This is a genomic window from Salinivibrio sp. ML290 (assembly GCF_001995695.1).
GTDB classification, from domain to species: Bacteria; Pseudomonadota; Gammaproteobacteria; order Enterobacterales; family Vibrionaceae; genus Salinivibrio; species Salinivibrio siamensis.
The window spans coordinates 47,241-70,177 of the sequence record NZ_MUEY01000019.1 but is presented as its reverse complement, the minus strand read 5'-3'; the positions used below and the strand labels follow the sequence as shown (position 1 = coordinate 70,177).

Sequence of the window (22,937 nt, the reverse complement as noted above, 5' to 3'; positions counted from 1 at the left end):
ACTGTAAAAGTTGTCGTTTGGTCACTCAGTTCATCGAATAAATCTTTTTGTCTATTCTCAACGAGTGCCCACACAGATTGCATAGGTCAAATTGTTAAAGAGCGTGTTGACTGAGTGGTTGGCATTTCGTGACTTGCGTCTCGTTGCCCCGTCAACAGGAAGCGCAGTATAGAGATCTCAGTTTTTCCCGCAACCCCTTTTTGCAAAAAAAATGTCACCTGAACAAAAAGCGTACAGAGCAAGACATTTTGCCTACTTTACCTGCTATATTTTGCCGCTCGTGTTCACCTTGGCTTACATGTCCGATCGTGTCTTTCACTCTTCTCTACTCAAAATGAGGCATACATCATAAAAATTGGCTGGTAGCATGGCTCACCTGTTTCTCACTTGGGAGTCATCGATATGAAGCATTGGCTTTTTCTAGGGTTTGCTATTGTGGCAGAGGTGATTGCAACCGCATCACTCAAAAACAGTGACGGCTTTTCTAAGCTCGTTCCTTCGATATTAGTGGTAGTGGGATACAGTTTCTCTTTCTATCTACTCGCCCTCACTTTACGCGCCATTCCTGTAGGCATCGCCTATGCGATATGGGCGGGCGCGGGCGTGACATTGATAGCGCTCATTGGTTGGTTGGTGTTCGACCAGAAGCTCGATACGCCGGCGGTGATTGGGATGACACTGATTGTTGCCGGTGTGGCCGTGATGAACTTATTCTCATCCACTTCAACACACTGACGATTAAAATCGATTCTGGCAGCACACAACGAAAAAACCCAGCCGAAGCTGGGTTTTTCATTTCTGAGGGAAAGGCGATTACATCATGCCGCCCATTCCGCCCATGCCACCCATACCAGCAGCCGCGCCCATATCAGCACCGCCGTCTTTTTGTGGCAGATCGGTAACCATGGCTTCCGTCGTGATCATCAGACCCGCAACAGAGGCAGCGAACTGTAGTGCACTACGTGTCACCTTGGTTGGGTCAAGGATGCCCATCTCAATCATGTCACCGTATTCGCCGGTTGATGCATTGTAGCCAAAGTGGTTGTCGCCAGATTTCACTTTGTTAGCAACCACTGAGTCTTCATCACCCGCGTTAGTCGCGATTTGACGAAGTGGTGATTCCATGGCGCGCAGTGCAACACGGATGCCGACGTTTTGCTCTTCGTTGTCACCTTTCAGCTCGCCAACTTTGCTCGCCGCACGGATTAAGGCAACACCGCCACCGGCAACCACGCCTTCTTCAACCGCCGCACGTGTTGCATGCAGAGCATCTTCAACGCGATCTTTCTTCTCTTTCATTTCGACTTCGGTCGCTGCGCCGACTTTGATCACTGCAACACCGCCAGCCAGTTTCGCGACGCGCTCTTGCAGTTTTTCTTTGTCGTAGTCTGAGGTTGCTTCTTCGATTTGTTGACGAATCTGCGCAACACGCCCTTCAATCGCCGCTTCCTCACCGACACCGTCAACGATAGTGGTGTTGTCTTTAGTGACAGTGACGCGCTTCGCTTGACCTAGGTCTTCCAGCGTCACTTTCTCTAGATCCATGCCGATTTCTTCAGAAACCACAGTGCCTGCCGTCAAGGTTGCGATATCTTGCAGCATCGCTTTACGACGGTCACCAAAGCCAGGCGCTTTCACGGCAGCGACTTTGACGATGCCACGCATGTTGTTGACAACCAATGTCGCCAGCGCTTCACCTTCAAGGTCTTCTGCAATGATCAGCAGAGGACGAGACGCTTTTGAAACCGCTTCTAGCGTTGGTAGCAGCTCGCGGATGTTCGACACTTTTTTGTCGATCAGTAGGATAAATGGGTTATCCAGTTCAACGTTACCGGCTTCTTGGTTATTGATGAAGTAAGGAGATAGGTAACCACGATCGAACTGCATGCCTTCTACGACGCTCAGTTCGTCTTGCAGTGATTGACCTTCTTCCACGGTGATCACGCCGTCACGGCCCACTTTTTCCATCGCTTGAGCGATGATCTTACCAACGGTGTGGTCAGAGTTCGCTGAAATCGTGCCCACTTGCTCGATGGCATTATTGCTGGTGCAAGGCGCTGACAGGTTTTTCAGCTCTTCCACCGCGGCCACAACCGCTTTATCGATACCGCGCTTCAGATCCATTGGGTTCATGCCCGCTGCAACCGCTTTCAAGCCTTCATTGACGATAGATTGCGCCAATACAGTTGCAGTTGTCGTACCGTCACCCGCCGCATCGTTTGACTGCGACGCCACCTCTTTCACCATTTGTGCGCCCATGTTCTGGAACTTGTCTTCCAGTTCAATTTCACGGGCAACAGAGACACCATCTTTGGTGATGGTTGGGGCACCGAATGATTTGTCTAGTACTACGTTACGGCCTTTAGGGCCCAGTGTGACTTTCACGGCATCAGCCAGAACATTCACACCTTCGAGCATTTTCGCACGCGCGTCGTCACTAAATTTAACGTCTTTAGCAGCCATGATTCTATTCCTTTCTTAATTTATTGATTGGAGGTGAAATGAATTATTCAACGATTGCCATGATGTCGCTTTCAGACAAGATCAGAACTTCTTGACCCTCGATTTTTTCCGTCTTGGTGCCAAAGCCTTCAGAGAAGATAACAGTGTCACCCACTTGAACGTCCAATGGCTGCACGTTGCCGTTTTCAAGAATACGGCCTTTGCCTACCGCCAGCACTTTGCCGCGGGTAGACTTTTCTGCAGCAGAACCAGTTAACACGATGCCGCCTGCTGATTTAGACTCAGCTTCTTGGCGCTCAACGATAACGCGATCATGTAGTGGACGAATGTTCATCGGTCGTCTCCTGAATTAGTAATGATGTTCCGTTTGATGAAGTAAGTATGCACACAGGCCGTACATGCGTCCGGTTCCTGATGTAACTCCCTATGTGGGGACGCCCTTTTTCTTTCCCAAGGGTTTTACAGCAATTTTTTTGTTTTTTTAGACTGGCAACTTTCTCCGATTGTGAGGATCCGCTAGGGTAAGCCGTCCCAACCCAGTGATAAGCGATTATGAACGACAAACACGGGCTGCTATCCGCCCCGATCAACCTCACATTGCGTAAGATGACCGTACCCATGGTATTTGGGCTGTTCGCGATCATCATGTTCAATGTGGTGGATACCTTCTTTATTTCACTGCTTGGCACGGAAGCACTCGCCGCGGTGAGCTTCACCTTTCCCATCACCTTTGCGGTCAACTCCATCACGCTCGGATTAGGCGTGGGTATTGCTGCCTTGGTCGCGCGATTACTCGGCCAGGGCGATCATCAAGATGCCGCGCGGGTGTCGAGTCACGGTTTGATCTTGGCGGTATTCATGGTAATGGCCGTCGGCTGGTTAGGGGCCGCTACCATCAATCCGGTGTTCTCCGCACTCGGGGCAAGCGACAACTTATTGCCGTTAATCCACGACTATATGCAGGTGTGGTATCTCACTATTCCATTGCTCGTCGTGCCGATGGCAGGGAACGCGGCTATCCGCGCCACGGGCGATACGAAAACGCCGGCGAAAATCATGATGGTCTCCGGCCTGATTAATGGAGCGCTCGACCCCTTACTGATTTTTGGCTTGGGCCCATTTCCAGAGCTGGGAGTGCAAGGAGCGGCCATCGCCAGTGCCGTCAGTTGGGCGGGGGCATTAGTTGCCGCGCTGAGTATACTAATTCGCCGTGAGCGACTGCTGATGGCGCCGCAATGGACCAAGCTAGCGACTGACGTGCGTCAGATCCTCAAAATTGGCATGCCGGCTGGAATGACCAATGCCTTAAACCCAGCCGCAGGCGCCATTTTAATGATGATGCTCGCCTCACAGGGAACAGAAAGCGTTGCCGCCTATGGCGCCGCTCAGCGTATTGAAGCCATTTTATTAATTGTGATGATGGCGATGACGTCATCGCTCACGCCCTTAATGTCGCAAAACTTTGGTGCGCAATACCATCAACGGGCCTTTCAAGCGCTGTTTAGCGCGATGCGCTTTGCCATCTTGTTTCAATTTGCCTTGTACTTGTCGCTGTGGCCTTTTATCGATTTGATTGCGGATGTATTCAGTGACGATGTACGGGTTCAACAAGAAATTGCCCACTATTTAATGGTGGTCCCGGCAAGTTACGGCTTACAAGGCACCTTGATGTTATTGGTCGGCGGCCTGAATGCGATGAAGCGTTCGCTGCATTCGTTCGCCTGCAACCTCGTCCGTTTGTTTGTCTTCTTGGTGCCCTGTGCATGGCTGGGCGGCATGGTCAACGGCACCCATGGCCTGTTTGCGGGAATCGCCATTGCTAATCTACTGGCCGGTATTATGGCGTACCTGTATGCCGTGGTGCTGCGCCGTCAGACACTCGCGGCGTCATTGTCCGTCTGAGCCAGCTCATGAACGCGGTGCTGCAGAGCGTCTAACGCCTGATAAAGCGCTTGATACTGCGCGGCACTGAGTCCCTCGAGCATAGCTTTTTCCCACTCCAGCACTTTGGGAACAATGGCCTGATAATGGGTGCGGCCTTTGTCGGTCAAATGGACTAACGCGGCGCGTTGATCACCTTGGCACGCGCGTCGCTCTACCAGCTGGTGCTGCTCTAAACGGGTAAGCAAGCGCGACACTCTCACTTTATCCAGCCGTGTTTCTGCGGCTAAATCTTTCGCCATCACGCCATCCCGTGCCCCCAAAGAGGCCAGCACGCGCCATTCTGGACGCGATAATCCAAACTCTGCTTCATAACGTGCCGCAAGACTATCTGCCACCAACTCCGCCGTGTGAACCAGCTTATAAGGCAAAAAACTATCGAGCGTTAAATGAGGAAGGGTCATATCAATTAGTTTCAAGTGAAATCATATAACCTACTTTACGAGAGGCTTCGATAAGATGCAAAGGTAGTGCTTTGTTTACACTTAAGGTTTTTAAGCGGCAAAAATACTGAACACACAAGGTAAAATATTTGTTAACACCACGTTGCTTTTTCTCGTCTCTGATCGCTAGTATAAACAGATAGATTGTTTCTTTTGAAACTATTTGGCGGTCCCAGTGAGCTCGGCCGCCCAGCACAAGGAGCGAGTTATGCGAAAGTGGTTTTCATTCCCCATTCGTGAAGGGGATGCCTCTCGTCAAGCCCACTGCGACTTTCCCGAGGGAACCTACGAACGCGAGTGTGGCAAGGAAGGCTTTTTTGGCCCGGCCAGTCATATGTATCACCGCCATCCCCCGACGGGCTGGAGCGAGTGGGAAGGGCCATTGCGACCGCATGCTTTTGACACCAACCGAGTTGAAACGCAAGGCACGTCGCCAATGGATGCACCGGTGCTGTTATCCAATGCCAACGTTCAGGTTCGCTTATGGCGCACCGATACCGCCATGTCTTATCTGGTACGCAACAGCGATGGCGACGATTGCTTGTTTGTCCATCAGGGCGAAGGCTCGCTGTATTGCGATTATGGCCACTTGCGCTACAGCAAAGGCGATTATTTGATCATTCCTCGCGCCACCAGCTGGCGACTGGTGCCGGATGAGGCCACCACCTTGTTGATGATTGAAGCGACACACGGCTCCTACATGAGCGCCGAACGAGGCATTGTCGGCGAACATGCGGTGTTTGACCCCGCAGTGTTAGAACATGCACGCATTGACGATAGCTTTAAAGCTCAGCAATCCGACAGCGAAAGTTGGCAGGTGATGATCAAATCGCGCCAGCAGCTTAACCGTGTCACCTATCCTTACAACCCACTCGATGCGGTGGGCTGGAAAGGTAACCTCACCGTATTCCGACTCAACTGGCGAGATATCCGTCCGTTAATGAGCCATCGTTATCACTTGCCGCCATCGGCGCACACCACCTTTGTCGCGCAAGGTTTTGTGATTTGTACCTTTGTCCCCCGCCCGATCGAGTCCGATCCTGGCGCACTGAAGGTGCCTTTCTACCACAATAACGATGACTATGATGAGGTGCTTTTCTATCACCAAGGTGACTTTTTCAGCCGCGATAACATTGATGCCGGCATGGTGACCTTACACCCTTGTGGCTTCCCACATGGTCCTCACCCAAAAGCCTTTGCCGCGGGCAAAAAGCATCAGAAAAAAGAGACCGATGAAGTGGCGGTGATGATCGATACCCGCATACCACTTGATATGGGAGACGCGGCGAAAGCCACCGAACTGACCGATTATGTTTACTCTTGGCGCACGCCAAGTGACGCAGAATAGCGAAGGAGAAAGCAATGAAACTGGCTTCACTCAAACACGGACGTGATGGCAAATTGATTTTGGTCTCTCGTGACCTTACTCGCGCCGTCCACGCCGACGATATTGCGCCCACACTACAAGCGGCACTCGATAATTGGGCGACCCTTGCGCCCAAACTTACTCAGCGCTACGACGCGCTCAACGACAACCAAGTCAGTGAGTCCTTTGCCTTTGACCCCAGCGTCTGCGACTCACCACTGCCCCGCGCCTATCAGTGGGCGGATGGTAGTGCCTACGTTAACCACGTTGAACTGGTGCGCAAAGCACGCGGCGCACAAATGCCTGAGAGTTTTTGGACCGACCCGCTGATGTATCAAGGCATGTCTGATGGCTTTCTCGGTCCACGTGACGAGATTGAATTGGTCGATGATGCGTGGGGCTGTGACTTTGAAGCCGAGCTTGCCGTCGTCACCGATGATGTCCCCATGCATCTTAGTGCTGACAAAGCGGGCCAACACATTAAACTGCTGATGCTGGTCAACGACGTTTCACTGCGCAACCTCATCCCCGGCGAGCTTGCCAAAGGGTTCGGCTTTTTCCAATCCAAGCCGGCTTCTGCATTTTCACCAGTGGCGGTTACCCCAGATGAGCTGGGCGATCACTGGTGCGATCATAAAGTCCACTTACCGATGCATGTCACCCTCAACGGCGAATGGTTCGGGTCACCCGACGCCGGTGTCGATATGACCTTTGATTTTGCCGAGCTGGTCGCGCATGTGGCGAAAAGCCGCCATGTCAGTGCGGGGACCATTATTGGCTCCGGTACTGTGTCCAACACCGATCGCAGCAAAGGCTCGTGCTGCTTAGCCGAAAAGCGCATGCTGGAAATTATCGACCAAGGTGAGGCAAAAACCCCGTTTATGACCTTTGGCGATAGCGTCACCATCGATATGCGCGACAGCCAAGAGGCATCTATTTTCGGCGCCATTGAGCAAACCGTGACCCGTTACATCCCGGAGTAACCTTGATGCGCGCCTAGAGTCTCTAGGCGCGCTTGACGTTGACGCCGTCTAGGAGCTTGTATGCTGCTTTATGATTACAGTAAGTCGACCGCGGCCTACCGCGTCCGCATCGCCCTTGGCCTTAAAGGCCTCACTTACCAACGAGAAACCGTGTCCCTGCTGGATAAACACCAGCACAGCGACGCCTATCGTTCGCTCAATCCCGCCGGTTTAGTGCCTACCTTGGTCGATGGCGATGTCACCTTGAGCCAATCGCTCGCCATTATCGAATACCTCGACGAGCGCTATCCACAGGTCAAACTGCTCCCCAGTGATCCAGTGCAAAAAGCCCAGTGTCGATCACTGGCGCTCGACATTGCCTGTGATGTGCATCCACTCAATAACTTGCGGGTTCTGCAATACTTAACCGGCCCCTTTGGCCACAGTGATGACGACAAAATCACTTGGTATCACCATTGGCTAAAACAAGGGTTCGATGGTTTGGAAGCCAAATTACAAGGATTAGACAGCTCCTTTATTGGCGGCGAAGCGCCCAATTTGGCCGATATTTTTTTGGTCGCGCAGCTGTTTAATGCACGCCGATTTGCGTTTGATTTAACGGCCTACCCAACCCTGACGCGCATTGAATCACAATGCCAAGCGCTGGATGCATTTATACAGGCACACCCTGATAAGAGCTAAGGAGAGGACATGAAAGACGGATTGTTGTGGGCGCCGGATAAGGAACGTCAAACCCACACCTTACTCGCCGCGTTTATCCGTGCCGTGAATCAAGATCACGACACCCAGCTGAGTGGCTATGACGATCTTTATGCATGGTCAGTACGCCAAAGCGGCGATTTTTGGCAACAGTTATGGCAATTTGCTGGCGTGATCGGCGATCCGGGCGAGAGAGTGTGCGATATCGACCCCGAGCACCCTAATCGGGATAGCCAGTGGTTTCCCACCGCACGCCTGAACTATGCCGAAAACCTGCTCAAGCACGCAGAGCAGTATGCCGACCAACCAGCGATGATTTTTAGCGGTGAGCATGAGGTAGCACGCACCCTCACTTGGCGCGAGCTCGTCGATCAGGTGGCGGCCATCCGTCACTACCTAGATACGCAAGGCGTTCAACCAGGCGATGTGGTTGCCGGCTATTTACCCAACCTACCGGAAACCGTGATTGCGATGCTTGCCACCGCGGCACTAGGCGCGATTTGGACCTCAACCTCACCGGACTTTGGCGTCGACAGTGTGTTAGACCGTTTTGGCCAAACCGAGCCCAAAGTGCTGTTTACCACCGATCACTATCATTACAACGGCAAAACCTATGACTGCCTGAATAAAGCACAGCAGGTGGTGGATAACGTACCGGCCATTGAGCGCTTAGTGGTGATCCCTTTTGATGGTGATCGACCTTCCTTACCTGCTGGCGTGGATAATTGGCAAGATTTATTGACTAACGACGCGCCGCCGCTTCGCTTTACCCGCGTGGCGTTCAATGCCCCACTCTTTGTGCTTTACTCATCCGGCACCACGGGTAAGCCCAAGTGCATTATTCATTCGGTGGGCGGAATATTGCTCAATCATTTGAAAGAGCATCAGCTCCATTCGGATGTGCGCCCCGGCGATCGCTTTTTCTATTTCACCACCTGCGGCTGGATGATGTGGAATTGGCAAGTCAGCGCTTTAGCAAGTGGCGCGACCTTAGTGCTTTATGATGGCTCGCCGTTTTATCCGGATGCGGGGGTACTTTGGCGACTGGCCGAGCGGCATCAGATCACCCTTTTTGGTACGGCGGCGAAATACTTAGAGGCATTGGAAAAACAAGGGGTGGCGCCAAAAGAGGATTACTCGCTGGCGTCGTTACGTGTCCTGTGTTCGACCGGTTCAGTACTTGCGCCCGAGCAGTTTGATTATGTCTATCAAAAGATAAAATCCGATCTGCAATTAAGCTCGATTGCGGGCGGCACCGACATTTGTGGTTGTTTTGTTCTTGGCAGCCCACTGTCACCAGTTTATCGCGGCGAAAGCCAAAAGCGGGGTTTGGCGCTCGATGTACAAGTGTTTAACGCCCAAGGCCAAGCGGTCGAGGAGCAGAAAGGGGAGCTAGTGTGTTGCAATAGCTTCCCCAACCAGCCGGTTGGCTTTTGGCACGATACCGATGGCAGCCGCTACCACAATGCCTATTGGAACAAGATTGATGATATCTGGTTTCATGGTGACTATGTACGCCTGACCGCACAAGGTGGCATGGTGTTCTATGGCCGGTCTGATGCGGTATTGAACCCAGGCGGGGTACGAATTGGTACGGCGGAAATCTATCGCCATGTGAATCAGCTTAGCGAGATCATGGATTCGGTGGTCATCGGTCAGCAATGGCAAAATGATGTCCGCGTGGTGCTATTCGTCAAACTCGCCGCCGGAGTGACACTGGATGAGTCACTCAAGCAAACCATCAAAAAAACCATCCGCACCCAGTGCACGCCGCGTCACGTTCCCGCCGTAATTGCCGAGGTGAGCGATATTCCACGCACCAAGTCAGGGAAACTGGCCGAGTTGGCGGTGCGCGATGTGGTCCATGGCCAAGACGTGGCGCAGTTAAGTGCGCTGGATAACCCAGCATCACTCGATCAATACCGTCAGCGCCCCGAGCTCACCGAGTAAGCGGACGCCATGATCGAAAAAGGCCGCATCCTCATGCGGCCTTTCGACTGGGTTTAACCCCAACATGACTTAGCGTAGGCGATGGTCATCATCGTCGTCATCTTTGCGCTCATATTCCCCTTCAAAGGTATTGCCATCCTCGCCACGGCCTCCGCGACGGAACGGGTCCTCCCCAAAAGGACCTTGCGTATTGCCCCCTTGATGAAAGTTACCTTGGCTAAAGCTCGCTTGAGACACAGTGACGCGCTTCATCACTTGTTTGGCGAGCGCGGCTCGCGGCCCAGGCAAAAGCACCAACATCCCCATCGCATCGGTCATGAAACCTGGCGTTAACAGCAGCACACCGGCGACGGCCAGCATCACGCCTTCAAGGATTTGCTGGGCGGGTAACTCACCGCGGTTGAGCCTATCTTGCACCGAAGCCAGAGTCATCAGTCCTTGACTCCGTACCAAAGAGGCGCCGACGAATGCGGTGATCAAAACCAGCGCCAGCGTTGGCCACAATCCCAACCAACCACCAACCTGAATGAACAGGCCGATTTCAATCACTGGGACCAGAATAAATAGCAGCAATAAGATTGGAAACACGATTCACCTCGCGCTGGAAATGGACTGTTCATCCTAACATCAAAATCCGCCAAAAGCCGAACAACGAAACCGAATTTAGCCCTTGAATCAAAGTGCAAGAAAGCGCATTTTGTCTGTGCGCCATGCTACAGCTGTGACCGGGGTCAGCCCTTTTCACCGCATTATATGCTGTAATGGCGGCTGAAAGGATGTAACAGATAATACATCCAGCCAAAATCTCTGAGGAATGGATTCTACAGCAAAATTTGTGGCGACGTTTTAATCATTATAATAACTTGATGTTAAGGCCAACGCATGTCTCAGACGATTATAACACCCAATGAAACCTCAACCCTAACCACAGCAACCCGTTTAGAAGAAGATTTACTCGGCCAACGCGCAGTACCTGCCGATGCCTACTACGGCATCCATACGCTGCGGGCGATCGAAAACTTTACTATTTCCGGCACCCGGATTTCTGATATCCCCGATTTCGTACGCGGCATGGTTTACACCAAAAAAGCCGCCGCGATGGCAAACCAAGAGCTCGGCGTGATCCCCGCAGATGTCGGCGATTACATCATCAAAGCCTGCGACCAAATCCTACAAACAGGCAAATGCATGGATCAATTCCCCTCGGACGTCTTTCAAGGCGGCGCAGGCACCTCAGTGAACATGAATGCTAACGAGGTGATTGCCAACCTTGCGCTTGAACTGATGGGGCATGAGAAAGGTGACTATGATGTGATTAACCCCAACGATCACGTCAATAAGAGCCAATCGACCAACTGTGCGTACCCCACCGGTTTCCGAATTGCGGTCTACAACAGCATTCTCAAATTGATGGATGCGATTGATTATCTGCAAAACGAATTCAACAAAAAAGCGGAGACTTACTCTCACGTACTGAAGATGGGCCGCACCCAGCTGCAAGACGCAGTACCGATGACGGTCGGACAAGAGTTCAAAGCCTTTTCGGTACTACTGCGTGAAGAGATTAAGAACATTAAATATACCGCCGCACTGCTGCTCGAAGTCAACCTCGGCGCGACCGCGATTGGCACCAAGTTGAATGCCGCAGAAGGCTATCAGCAACTGGCGGTAAAACATCTGGCTGAAATCACAGGTCTGCCATGTATCCCGGCCGAAGATTTGATTGAAGCCACGTCAGACTGTGGCGCGTATGTCATGGTCCACGGCGCGCTGAAACGCTTGGCGGTGAAACTATCGAAGATTTGTAACGACCTCCGTCTACTTTCCTCGGGCCCACGTGCGGGGCTCAATGAAATTAACCTACCCGAAATGCAGGCCGGTTCATCCATCATGCCCGCTAAGGTTAACCCGGTGATCCCAGAAGTGGTTAACCAGGTTTGCTACCGGGTAATGGGGAATGACACCACCATCACCTTTGCCGCCGAAGCCGGTCAGCTCCAGCTTAACGTGATGGAGCCCGTCATTGGGCAGGCGCTGTTTGAGTCTATCTCGATTTTAGCCAATGGTTGCCGCAATCTCGGTGAAAAATGTGTGAGCGGGATTACCGTTAACCAAGCGGTGTGCGAGCACTATGTGCATAACTCGATTGGCATCATCACTTATCTTAACCCCTTTATCGGCCACCACGAGGGCGATATTGTCGGTAAGATTTGTGCTGAAACAGGTAAGAGCGTTAAAGAAGTGGTGCTCGAACGCGGTTTAATGACCGAGGGGGAGCTGGACGAGATCTTCTCGGTTGAAAACCTGATGCATCCTAAGTATCGCGGTAAACGTTTTAACGCGTAGTGGGTCAGTCATCGTAGTGGGTCACTCACAACAGACACCGACGACCGATAGAGACAACAAAGGGCGCTGAAAGCGCCCTTCTTTTATACCGTAAACCGCCGTTACAGCACCTGCGTAATCAGCAAACCACAAGCGATACTGAACACCATACTCAGCAAGCCTGGTGCCATAAAGCTGTGATTAAAAATGTACTTACCTATCCGCGTGGTGCCGGTTCGGTCAAAGTCGATGGATGCAATGATAGGCCCGTAGTTAGGAATAAAGAAGTAGCCATTCACCGCTACAAAGGTCGCAATAATCATCGAAGGCGGCAGCCCCAAGGTAATCGCCACCGGCACCAATACCGCTGTCGTCGCACCTTGACTGTTCACCATCACTGACAAGGCGAACAGCGCAAACGCAAATGTCCATGGCGCCATTTCTACCAAGCCAGACACCGCCTCTTTCACCATCTCACCATGGCCACCAATCAAGGTATCACCTAGCCACGCAATACCAAAGATAGCGACAATGGCACGCATCCCCGCATGGAATACCGAACCTTGGCTAATCGCATTGCCATCTGGCTTACAGGTCAAAATGATCAGTGCACCGACTGACAACATCACGATTTCAATGGTATGCGCCATTCCCATTGGCTCGCCATCAAAGGCCGGTCGCAGGGTTGGGAATGCCCCCATGACGACGACCGCTAAAGCACCAAATAAGAACAAGCCAACCGATTTCTTCGCTGCTGGCGTGACTTCGATATCTTCCACCGCCAAATCCGCTTCCATTTCTCGACGAAAGTCGGGATCTTGTAAACGGCGTTGATATTCAGGATCGTCTTTAAGCTCTTTACCCAGCTTATTAACAATCACACACGCCAAAGCAAGACCAATAAAGGTGCTAGGAATGGTGACCGACAGCACATCGGTAAGGGTAATGCCTTGCGGCTCTAAAAAGGCCACACAGGCAACCACCGCTGCCGCGATGGGGCTGGCTACAATCGCAAATTGCGAGGCAATGACCGCCATACCCAAAGGGCGAGCCGGACGAATGCCGCTTTTACGACTGACTTCAGCGATAACAGGTAAGACCGAATAGGCAACGTGTCCGGTTCCCGCCATCATGGTGAAGACATAAGTCACTAAAGGGGCAACAAAGGTAATGTGACGTGGGTTTTTACGTAATATATTGGTGGCAATTTTAATTAAAAAATCCAAGCCACCTGCAGCTTGCATGGTTGCTGCAGCGGCGACCACCGCCATGATCATCAGCAACACGTCGATAGGTGGATGCGTGGGTTGCAAACCGAAACCAAAACTGAGTACCGCGAGCCCGACCCCGCCCATCACACCTAAACCAATGCCGCCGATACGGGCACCGATTAAGATGCAGCTGAGTACCACTAATAACTCAACCAAGAACATAACTTTCTCCTACTTTGGATAGACGTCCCCACACGCCCGTTCACATGCATTCATTGTCTTATGGCACGCACATGGCGTATTGGGGCGTAGATACGATATGACGATTCCTCCGTCTGCTTACCACCACCGATAAGCACCATCCTTGGTGGGAGATGTGAGCAACCGCGCTCAGCACCATGGCCAAATCCTAACCAGGTACAGTCACGCGCATGTTGATTCAGGTAAGAAAAAGTAACACTTTTCGCGAACTGACAACAAAAAGTTCAGAAATTGAGATCTTTCACCTAGACACTGATGGACTTTTCATCCTCCTTAGTAAGTGTTATGTTATATCATAACAAACAATAGGGAGTCGTTATGAAAGCCAATATCCACCCCGAATATCGTTCTGTCGTTTTTCATGACACCAGCGTTGACGCCTATTTTATTGTCGGCTCAACCTTGCAAACATCACGTACCATCGAGTGGCAAGATGGCAAAACCTATCCTTACTACCCGCTAGATATCTCAAGCGCATCACACCCGGTGTATACCGGAAAGCAACGAGCGACGAACAAAGAAGGCCGTGTTGCCCACTTTGCGCGTAAGTTTGGCCAAGTCGGTCGCCGCAAAAAGGAACAGGCATGAAAGTCGTCAATTCACTAAAAAGTGCCCGTCAACGCCATCCTGACTGTCAGGTCGTTCGGCGTCGCGGGCGCATGTTCGTCATTTGCAAAACCAATCCACGTTTTAAGGCGGTGCAAGGCCGCGCAAAAAAACGCAGCTAAGCGTCGGCGACGCACTGCCACTGATGTGGCAGTGCCTCACGATGTGAGCACATCTTGAGGTCATCATTTCCTTTTTCGAGGCGAGTCATGGTATGTGTGTATACTCATCCTATCTGCCGCAAAAGGAAAAAGTATGAAACCGGGTCGTCGCTTCACGCTGGCTGCTGGATTATTGATTGCTGCACTGGGTGCCAGTGCGCTGTATATTGCGCGAACCCACCAAGCGACAGTGCCACCGACAACCTCTGCTACCGCACCGCCATTTATCACCGTCAACTCGCAAGAAGCACTTGATGCAGAGCTCGCCAGCGCTGCGGCTAATCAACAAATCGCCTTGGTTGATTACTACGCCGATTGGTGCATTCCGTGTAAACAATTCGCCCAAAAAACCTTCACGGATCCGGCTGTGGCTCAGCAGCTCAGCCGTATGCACCGCATTAAAGTGGATCTGAGTGAAAATCGTCCTGATGATTTTGCGTTAATGCGCACCCAAGACGTGGCCGGGCTACCCACACTCGACTTTTGGTTGCCCAATGGAGAGCGTCATGCGACAGCTCGCATTACCGGCTTTTTAGCACCTCAAGCTTTCATTACTCACCTACGCCAGTATGGATTGAAACATGAAGTAAAAAGCGAGCAATGATCAATCTCTTAGTTCTCTTGTTACAAAATTGATAAACCCCATATCTGGTGGTAGCTTTATTGAAAACAAAGGGAAGATAGCCGCATTATGGAAGCGCAACACACCATCGTTATCGCTGATGATCATCCACTGTTTCGGAACGCCCTCTTTCAATCCGTGCATATGGCGATAAGCGGAGCCAACCTGCTAGAGGCAGACAGCTTAGACAGTTTAAATCAGATCTTAGCGCGAGATGCTGAGGTCGACTTGGTGCTGCTCGACCTAAAAATGCCTGGCGCGAATGGCATGTCAGGGCTGATTGCGCTGCGTCACCAGTATCCAACCCTACCGATTGTGGTGATCTCTGCCAGTGAAGAGCCGAGTGTGATCCGTCAGGTACGCGCTCATGGCGCCTTTGGCTTTATTCCCAAATCCAGCGATATGCGTGCGTTGGTACAGTCGTTAACCCAAGTGCTCGACGGCACACCTTGCTTTCCAGATAATCTCGGCGAAGACGATGAGAGCGAAAGCTTATCTGACAAACTCGCCACACTGACCCCACAGCAGTACAAAGTATTGCGAATGCTTTGCGATGGCTTGCTGAATAAGCAGATCGCTTATGACTTAGCGGTATCCGAAGCGACCATTAAAGCCCACATGACGGCTATATTTCGCAAACTGGGCGTGAAAAACCGCACTCAGGCGGTGATTTTATTGCAGCAATCTAATATCGAACTTTGATACGCTAGCGCTCTAGACACCGACTTTGGAGCGCCTATGTTAAGTATTCTTGCTACGCAATTCGTGATTTTATGGGCCGTGATCGACCCTGTCGGTAGCGTGCCCATCTATCTGTCGCAAACCAGCCACATGTCCGCCAAACAAAAGCGCCGCGTCGCGGTGAAAGCCGTGGCAATTGCCTTTGCCATTTTGCTGTTCTTTTTAATTGTCGGTCAGATTTTGCTTGAAGCCATGCAAATCCCGTTACCCGCATTCCAAGCGGCCGGTGGCTTGGTGTTGCTATTGTTTTCCCTCACCATGATTTTCGGTGAAGGAAAACCCGGCCAAGAAGCCAAAATGCTGAGTGAAGACGTTGATAAAGCAGAAATTGCCGCCACCGCGGTTTATCCACTCGCCGTCCCTTCTATTGCCTCCCCCGGTGCCATGATGGCGGTAGTCATGCTCACAGATAACAATCGGTATGCCATTGCGGAACAAGCGGTGACCGCTGGAGTGATGTTTGTTGTTTTGGTCGCGACCTTGGTCTTACTCCTCGGCGCCAATGTGATTCACAAAGTGATTGGGAATGTGGGGGCGTCGATTATCAGCCGCGTCATGGGGCTGATCCTTGCCTCGGTCGCCGTTGCGAATTTACTCGAAGGCATCCAAAAGTTTTATCACCTCAGTTAGACCTTTGGCGAAAGACTTGGCTGGCTCAACCCGAGTCAGCCGTACCTAGCTCACAAAAACCCTGCTTTTTCCGCTCATTATCGCTGACTGCGCTCGACTAAAGTTGCAATGTCGCTTCGTCCATCCCCTGCTATCGTCTTCAAGTAACATTCCATTAACGTGCTAAACAAGGAGAAGGCGATGGCGTTTCAAAGCAAGGAACACGCGAAAGCCTACTGGGACAGAAACGTAAAACTGATGATCAGTCTGCTGATTGTCTGGTTTGTTGTCTCATTCGGCTGTGGGATCTTATTCGTGGATGCCCTCAATACTATTCAAATTGGTGGCTACAAACTTGGGTTTTGGTTTGCTCAGCAGGGATCGATTTATACCTTCCTCGGCATCATATTTGTGTATGCCAAACAAATGCGCAAACTCGATCGCGAGTTCGGCGTGGACGACGAGTAAGAGGACTAACACATGGATTTAAGAACCATTACTTATATTGTTGTCGGGTTCACGTTCGCCCTCTATATTGGGATTGCGATCTGGGCACGCGCAGGCTCCACCAAAGAGTTCTATGTCGCCGGTGGCGGGGTGAACCCAGTGGCGAACGGGATGGCGACCGCTGCCGACTGGATGTCAGCTGCCTCGTTCATTTCTATGGCCGGCTTAATCGCGTTTATGGGCTATGGGGGCTCGGTCTTTTTGATGGGCTGGACGGGCGGCTTCGTGCTCCTCGCACTGTTGCTCGCCCCTTACCTACGTAAGTTTGGCAAGTTTACCGTGCCAGAGTTTGTCGGTGAGCGCTTCTATTCAAAAACCGCGCGCATTGTTGCCGTCGTTTGTTTGATCATCGCCTCCGTCACCTATGTTATCGGCCAGATGAAAGGGGTGGGCGTCGCCTTTGGCCGCTTCTTAGAAGTCGACTATTCCACCGGGCTATTAATCGGGATGGTTATTGTCTTTATGTATTCCGTGATGGGCGGGATGAAAGGCATTACCTACACCCAAATTGCTCAGTATTGCGTGCTCATTTTAGCTTACACTATTCCCGCAATCTTCATCTCCCTCAAACTGACGGGTAACCCATTCCCACAGCTTGGTTTAGGTAGCACCATGGCGGGAACGGATCAGTACTTGCTAGACCGACTCGATCAGGTGGTGACCGAACTCGGCTTTGTCGAATACACCACCGCCGTGCGGGGTAGTACACTCAACATGTTTGCCTACACCATGTCACTGATGATAGGTACGGCCGGTTTACCCCACGTTATTATTCGCTTTTTCACCGTCCCTAAGGTGCGTGATGCACGGACATCTGCCGGTTGGGCACTGTTCTTTATCGCGATTTTGTATACCTCAGCACCTGCGGTGGCGGCGATGGCGCGCTTGAACTTAATGGACACGGTGAATCTACCGAACGGTGACAACCTCGCCTATGACCAGCGTCCAGACTGGTTTAAGAACTGGGAAACCACCGGGCTGCTAGGCTTTGAAGACAAAAACGGTGATCAGAAAATTCAATACACCTCGAATGCAGAAACCAATGAGCTACGTGTTGACCGCGACATCATGGTGCTGGCCAACCCAGAGATTGCCAAGCTACCTAACTGGGTGATTGCCCTGGTCGCCGCCGGTGGCTTAGCCGCGGCACTGTCGACTGCCGCCGGGTTGTTGCTTGCGATATCGTCAGCCATATCCCACGACTTAATTAAAGGGGTCGTCAATCCAAATATCAGCGAAAAAGGCGAGCTGCTGGCAAGCCGGATATCTATGGCATTAGCCATTGCTGGGGCCGGCTACTTAGGGCTCAACCCACCAGGCTTTGCGGCCGGGACGGTGGCACTGGCGTTCGGCTTAGCCGCGTCATCGATTTTCCCGGTACTCATGATGGGGATCTTTACCAAGACCATTAACAAAGAAGGGGCGATTGCCGGTATGGTCGCGGGGATCAGCGTCACCCTGTTCTACGTATTCCAACACAAGGGGATTTTGTTTATCTCTGACTGGACATACTTAGAAAGCCTCGGTAGCAACTGGATACTGGGTATCGAGCCAAATGCCTTTGGCGCAGTAGGGGCCGTGTGCAACTTTGCCGTGGCGATCATTGTCTCGCGCATGACGAAAGAAACACCGCAAGAGGTGCAAGATTTGGTCGAGCACGTTCGTATGCCGTCTGGAGCCGGTGATGCGCAATCACACTAATCCCGTGTTAACCTATCAAGCCCCTGCGGGGGCTTTTATACTGTTGGTTACGACCAGCCAAGGAGAGGCATGATGTCAACGGTCACGCGTTTACTCACCAATAAACATGTGGTTATTGCGATGCTGGTTGCGCCAGTGTTAGCGGTGATCGCCTATTTTGCCGTCGATGCCAGTGTGTCTGAGACGCCCAAAGCCGCTCAGCCAGGACAAAGCTATCCGCTGGCGGTCCGTTCTAATTGCCGTTATACCAGCGGGTTTTGTCAGCTCGAAAATGGCGATATGAAACTCAAACTGGAATCGCAAGGCGTCGAAAACAACCGGTTAACGCTGCGGTTGGTCAGCGAGCTGCCCCTGGAAGGCGCACAAATCGGCCTGACAAACATCGCACCGCAAACCATGCAAATCCGCGATGAACAAGGCATGACCTGGACGGTCTCTCTGCCAGCACCACGCAGCGAAGAGACGCAAATCCGCCTGGCCGTGAGTATGAAAGGGAGCCACTATTATGCCGAAACGCCAGTGACCTTTATCGAACATAAAACGTTTTATACCGAGCACCAACAGGCGCAGGATGCGTCATAATGTGAGACGGTTGCCATTCACGCGTCAATTGACATCAACGATGTTCGGATCGCCGCTACGATGGTGGCGATTTTGTTTTCATACGCTTGCTCTGTCAGCCAATGACTCACATCCGCCCACCCATCACCGTCTAGGTGTGCCAATTCATCAACCTCGATATGCCCATCAACAGGGTTAAAGTGCCCTGCCACTTTAACAATACCCACATCTGTCTCTAGGCGCGGTAGGGTAAAAGGGGTCATCGTTTTCCTCGCTGTTGTAATAATGCACGCAACTTAAGCGGCTTTACCGGTTTAGAGAGATACATAAAGCCTAGTCCAGTCACGGTCTGTTGTGTCTCGGCGCTGCGGTCAGCACTGATGATCACCCCCTGAAAGCAGCACCCTACTTTTAGTTGGCATTGTTGTAGCACTTGCAACCCCGTTTGCTGGCTCGTTAAGTGATAGTCACTCAGGACAAACTCAGGCTGCCATTGCTCGCCGATCGTCTTGATCGCACCACTCACGTCAGGGGCGCAGCGAACGTCGCATCCCCACCGTGATAAAAGCTGCGCCATCCCATCCAAGATGTCTTGCTCATTGTCCACACATAAGACACGGCAACCTTCGAGCTCTCGCGCCGATGAGGTGGCAGGCGCCACAGGACTTGGCTCGACCTTTTCCGCTTGGCTCGCATTCACTGTGATTGAGAACACCGTGCCCCGACCCGGCCAGGACTGCAATGCCAGAGGCTGAGAGAGGATTTGGCTAATGCCCTTCGCGATCGCCAACCCTAAGCCCAGCCCTTGCTCGGCCCCTTCGCGGTCAATGCGGGTGAACTCTTGAAAGATATCTTGCTGACGATCGACAGGGATCCCGTCGCCATCGTCCCACACCTCAATGCGGTAGTCGCGCCCTGCCCGTCGCACACCTAACAACACTCGGCCCTCAGGGTTGTAGCGAAAGGCATTGGTCAAAAAGTTTTGCAGCACCCGGCGCAGCAAGTTCTTATCAGACTGAACAAACACCTGGCTGGTCACAACGCGAAAGTCCAACCCCTGGCGGCGAGCCAGTACGCCAAACTCCGCCTCTAGCGCATGAAACACCTCGCTTAATGCAAAGGTCTCGATACGTGCTTTCATTTTGCCCGACTCCAGGCGTGAGATATCGAGCAAATCACCAATCAACACTTCCGCACTTTCTAGTGCGCTTTCTATGTGCTGAGCAACGGCTTCAGTATCTCGGTTTGCCGCCATCTCACTGAGTGACGAAGCAAACAAACGTGCAGCATTAAGTGGCTGCATCAAATCGTGACTGACCGCGGCCAAAAAGCGACTCTTCGACTGTGAGGCGGATTCAGCCTTGCGGGTCGCATCAATCAATCGGCTATTTAGCCGCTCTAATTCACGCGTTCGCTCAGTCACCCGCGCTTCAAGGGTTTCATTAGACTGCTTGAGCGCCGCTTCCGCATCCCGAAACGCGGTGATATCGGTAAATGTCATGACAAAACCACCGCCCGGCATCGGGTTGCCCTGCAGCTCAATCACTCGTCCGTCTGGATGCACTCGCGAAGAGGTATGCGGTTTTCGTCGTGTTAAGTGCAGCACTCGCTTGCTGACATGCTCTTCCGGATCACCCGGCCCACAAAGTCCGCGCTGAGCATTGAATCGGATTAAGTCCGCGACCGGTCGCCCGACCTGGATAAGCCCAGGTGGAAATTGAAACATATCAATGTAGCGCTGATTCCATGCCACCAGCCGCAGTTGCTTGTCCACCACAGAGATCCCTTGGTTGATATGCTCGATAGCCCCTTGCAGTAATCCCCGCGAGAAATCAAACAGCTCAGAGGCCTCATCAACAATGGTGGCAATTTCTTCCAACTGCATATTGCGCCCCTGAAGGGCCGATGAAAGGACTAAGCGTGCCGACGACGAACCAAACACGCCTGCCAACACCCGCTCGGTATGACGGATCAGCGGTGCGCTGGCTTGTTGTTGGGGCATCAGCTCTTCACCACGCTGCTCTGCAAATTGGCTAAATGCCTGGCGCATGCGCCGGCGACCCACGAAGCGAGCCGCGAGCATCTCCAGCTCCGCCACTGTCACCCGGCTTTGATACAAGCGCGCATCATCGTTTTCCGGCAGTGGCATGCCAACAAACGCGGCGGCCTGTAAACGCTCACTCAGTGATGGTCGCGTGAGTAAAGAAACCACCACAAAGCCAAGAGCATTCATTAACACACTGAAGGCCAGTCCCCAATCCACGGTATTGAGGTGAGTAAACGGTGAAAAATCGGGAGGGGTGATAAGCCAAATCAATAGGTTAGATTGGCCATCTCCTGCCAGCATGCCGGTTTGGGTCATCATGGTCACCAACCACAGTGAAAACCCCACGAGTAAGCCAGCATATACGCCTTTTTTGTTGCCTTGACGCCAGTACAAGGCGCCAATCATCGCAGGGGCAAACTGAGCAATGGCCGCAAAGGAGAGAAAGCCAATTTCCGATAACGTGGGCACAGTGAGGATCAGATGATAGAAGCCCCACGCGGCAATTAAGATCAAAAAGATCAGCGCACGGCGAACATTAAGTAACAGCCCAGAGAACTGCGCAAAGTTACGGGATTTCAGCTTCATTCGCCGCAACAACAGTGGCATCACCAGATCATTCGATACCATGATCGCCAACGCAATGGTTGAAACAATCACCATCCCGCTGGCAGCCGATGCGCCCCCCATAAAAGCCAGTAGCGCCATCCCCTCAGCCCCTACCGATAGCGGCAGCCGAATCACATACGTATCAGCAGGTGCTCCAGGTAACAACGCTTGCCCCGCATAGGCGAGCGGTAGCACAAAAATCAGCATCAGTAACAAATAGGTCGGGAAGACTTTACGCGCCGTATTCAAATCACTCGCGCGCGTGTTTTCCACCACCATGGTGTGAAACTGGCGCGGCAAGCAAATGATTGCCGCCCCTGTGAGCAAGGTGTGAATGATTAAGCTGCCCACATCCGGGCGACCAATCACGCCAGAGTCCTCAAGACTCACGGGCAAGCTGGGCGCTTGGAATAGCAGCCATACCACAAAAATACCCACCCCGAGAAACGCGACCAGCTTGACGATCGACTCGAAAGCGACCGCCATCATCATCCCTCGGTGGTGCTCCGTACTGTCAATATGACGCGTACCAAATAACACGGTAAATGCGGCCAAGGAGATACATACGAGCCAGGCGATTTGGGGCTGTGCCAAGCCAATGCTTTGCCCCAGCTCTGGCGACAGAACATCGAGCCCCATGGCAATACCGCGCAGTTGCAACGCGATATAGGGCAGCACACCGACCACGGCAATCAAGGTCACCATCACCGCTAAGCCCTGCGATTTGCCATATCGCGCCGCAATAAAGTCGGCAATGGAGGTAATGTGCTCGCGCTTGGCGATCAAGATCATTCGGGCAAGAAAACGCCACCCAAGGGTAAACACCAAGATAGGGGCAAGGTAAATCGGTAGGAATGACCATGGTGAGCTGGACGCTTGGCCAACCGTGCCAAAAAAGGTCCAAGAGGTGCAATACACCGCGATAGAAAGGCTATAAATCCACGGGCGCCATGAGCGTAACCAGCGCGGTTGACGATCACCATACCAAGCAATCGCGAACAGTGCGCCCATATAAAGCAGTGAAACAGAGACAATTACCCAGCCTTGTGTCATGGCTCCCTTCCTGACGCAATCCTTTGCCGAACCCTTGAGCTGGGTGTAACACGGTATCGGCGCCCACTCAATCGTCTCGTA

22 protein-coding genes are annotated in these 22,937 nt (G+C 52.2%); 15 read left to right on the top strand and 7 right to left on the bottom strand.

What is annotated here, in order from left to right:
* Positions 1–402: 402 nt before the first annotated feature.
* Positions 403–735 (top strand): SMR family transporter, encoded by a 333-nt coding sequence (locus BZG23_RS14800; protein ID WP_046074556.1) that lies wholly within the window; start codon positions 403–405, stop codon positions 733–735.
* Between the two features lie 78 nt (positions 736–813).
* Here BZG23_RS14800 and groL read toward each other — a convergent pair whose 3' ends face one another.
* Both groL and BZG23_RS14790 read right to left on the bottom strand, forming a co-directional pair.
* Positions 814–2,463, bottom strand: a complete 1,650-nt coding sequence (gene groL, locus BZG23_RS14795; RefSeq protein WP_046074555.1) for a chaperonin GroEL — start codon at positions 2,461–2,463, stop codon at positions 814–816.
* A 43-nt stretch (positions 2,464–2,506) separates the two neighbouring features.
* On the bottom strand, positions 2,507–2,797 hold the full coding sequence (locus BZG23_RS14790) for a co-chaperone GroES (RefSeq protein WP_046074554.1): 291 nt from the start codon (positions 2,795–2,797) through the stop codon (positions 2,507–2,509).
* A 218-nt stretch (positions 2,798–3,015) separates the two neighbouring features.
* Between BZG23_RS14790 and BZG23_RS14785 the strand changes: the two genes are divergently transcribed.
* Entirely contained in the window at positions 3,016–4,365 is a 1,350-nt protein-coding gene (locus tag BZG23_RS14785) for an MATE family efflux transporter (RefSeq protein WP_077607359.1), read from the top strand.
* Here BZG23_RS14785 and BZG23_RS14780 read toward each other — a convergent pair.
* Entirely contained in the window at positions 4,335–4,823 is a 489-nt protein-coding gene (locus BZG23_RS14780) for a MarR family winged helix-turn-helix transcriptional regulator (RefSeq protein WP_241837223.1), read from the bottom strand. The two genes, BZG23_RS14785 and BZG23_RS14780, sit on opposite strands and share 31 nt — an antisense overlap.
* Positions 4,824–5,055: 232 nt before the next feature.
* Between BZG23_RS14780 and BZG23_RS14775 the strand changes: the two genes are divergently transcribed.
* From BZG23_RS14775 to BZG23_RS14760, 4 genes are read left to right on the top strand one after another with little or no spacing between them, the layout of a single operon-like run.
* Positions 5,056–6,195: a homogentisate 1,2-dioxygenase gene (locus BZG23_RS14775; protein ID WP_077607358.1), complete on the top strand. Its 1,140-nt coding sequence runs from the start codon at positions 5,056–5,058 to the stop codon at positions 6,193–6,195.
* 14 nt (positions 6,196–6,209) lie between these two features.
* The gene (locus BZG23_RS14770) at positions 6,210–7,196 is read left to right on the top strand and encodes a fumarylacetoacetate hydrolase family protein (protein ID WP_077607357.1); all 987 of its coding nucleotides are present in this window, start codon (positions 6,210–6,212) and stop codon (positions 7,194–7,196) included.
* A 60-nt stretch (positions 7,197–7,256) separates the two neighbouring features.
* Positions 7,257–7,877 (top strand): maleylacetoacetate isomerase, encoded by a 621-nt coding sequence (gene maiA / locus BZG23_RS14765; RefSeq protein ID WP_077607356.1) that lies wholly within the window; start codon positions 7,257–7,259, stop codon positions 7,875–7,877.
* A 9-nt stretch (positions 7,878–7,886) separates the two neighbouring features.
* Positions 7,887–9,845 carry an acetoacetate--CoA ligase gene (locus tag BZG23_RS14760; RefSeq protein WP_077607355.1) on the top strand — a complete coding sequence of 653 codons (1,959 nt, stop codon included), beginning with the start codon at positions 7,887–7,889 and terminating at the stop codon, positions 9,843–9,845.
* A gap of 69 nt (positions 9,846–9,914) precedes the next feature.
* Here BZG23_RS14760 and BZG23_RS14755 read toward each other — a convergent pair whose 3' ends face one another.
* Positions 9,915–10,433, bottom strand: a complete 519-nt coding sequence (locus BZG23_RS14755) for an FxsA family protein (protein ID WP_077607354.1) — start codon at positions 10,431–10,433, stop codon at positions 9,915–9,917.
* A 294-nt stretch (positions 10,434–10,727) separates the two neighbouring features.
* Between BZG23_RS14755 and aspA the strand changes: the two genes are divergently transcribed.
* A complete protein-coding gene (gene aspA / locus BZG23_RS14750; protein WP_077607353.1) occupies positions 10,728–12,191 on the top strand; it encodes an aspartate ammonia-lyase in 1,464 nt (487 codons plus the stop codon).
* Positions 12,192–12,292: 101 nt separating this feature from the next.
* Here the strand turns inward: aspA and BZG23_RS14745 are convergent, their stop codons facing one another.
* Positions 12,293–13,603, bottom strand: a complete 1,311-nt coding sequence (locus BZG23_RS14745) for an anaerobic C4-dicarboxylate transporter family protein (RefSeq protein WP_046074545.1) — start codon at positions 13,601–13,603, stop codon at positions 12,293–12,295.
* 357 nt (positions 13,604–13,960) lie between these two features.
* Between BZG23_RS14745 and BZG23_RS14740 the strand changes: the two genes are divergently transcribed.
* From BZG23_RS14740 to BZG23_RS14705, 8 genes are all read left to right on the top strand, one after another.
* Entirely contained in the window at positions 13,961–14,230 is a 270-nt protein-coding gene (locus tag BZG23_RS14740; protein WP_046074544.1) for a type B 50S ribosomal protein L31, read from the top strand.
* Complete coding sequence (ykgO, locus tag BZG23_RS14735; RefSeq protein WP_046074543.1) at positions 14,227–14,370, top strand: type B 50S ribosomal protein L36; 144 nt, start codon at positions 14,227–14,229, stop codon at positions 14,368–14,370. Before BZG23_RS14740 ends, ykgO begins: the two co-directional genes overlap by 4 nt.
* A gap of 133 nt (positions 14,371–14,503) precedes the next feature.
* Entirely contained in the window at positions 14,504–15,013 is a 510-nt protein-coding gene (locus tag BZG23_RS14730; protein ID WP_052708048.1) for a thioredoxin fold domain-containing protein, read from the top strand.
* Positions 15,014–15,100: 87 nt separating this feature from the next.
* A complete protein-coding gene (locus tag BZG23_RS14725) occupies positions 15,101–15,733 on the top strand; it encodes a response regulator (protein WP_046074542.1) in 633 nt (210 codons plus the stop codon).
* Between the two features lie 36 nt (positions 15,734–15,769).
* Positions 15,770–16,402: a MarC family protein gene (locus tag BZG23_RS14720; RefSeq protein ID WP_046074541.1), complete on the top strand. Its 633-nt coding sequence runs from the start codon at positions 15,770–15,772 to the stop codon at positions 16,400–16,402.
* A 180-nt stretch (positions 16,403–16,582) separates the two neighbouring features.
* Entirely contained in the window at positions 16,583–16,849 is a 267-nt protein-coding gene (locus BZG23_RS14715) for a DUF4212 domain-containing protein (RefSeq protein WP_046074540.1), read from the top strand.
* A gap of 12 nt (positions 16,850–16,861) precedes the next feature.
* A complete protein-coding gene (locus BZG23_RS14710) occupies positions 16,862–18,589 on the top strand; it encodes a sodium:solute symporter family protein (RefSeq protein ID WP_077579408.1) in 1,728 nt (575 codons plus the stop codon).
* 69 nt (positions 18,590–18,658) lie between these two features.
* Positions 18,659–19,171 (top strand): hypothetical protein, encoded by a 513-nt coding sequence (locus tag BZG23_RS14705; RefSeq protein WP_046074538.1) that lies wholly within the window; start codon positions 18,659–18,661, stop codon positions 19,169–19,171.
* Positions 19,172–19,188: 17 nt separating this feature from the next.
* Here the strand turns inward: BZG23_RS14705 and BZG23_RS14700 are convergent, their stop codons facing one another.
* Complete coding sequence (locus tag BZG23_RS14700; RefSeq protein WP_077579409.1) at positions 19,189–19,413, bottom strand: hypothetical protein; 225 nt, start codon at positions 19,411–19,413, stop codon at positions 19,189–19,191.
* Positions 19,410–22,856: a hybrid sensor histidine kinase/response regulator gene (locus tag BZG23_RS14695; protein ID WP_077607352.1), complete on the bottom strand. Its 3,447-nt coding sequence runs from the start codon at positions 22,854–22,856 to the stop codon at positions 19,410–19,412. The genes BZG23_RS14700 and BZG23_RS14695 overlap by 4 nt, the downstream gene beginning before the upstream one ends.
* Positions 22,857–22,937: the final 81 nt, after the last annotated feature.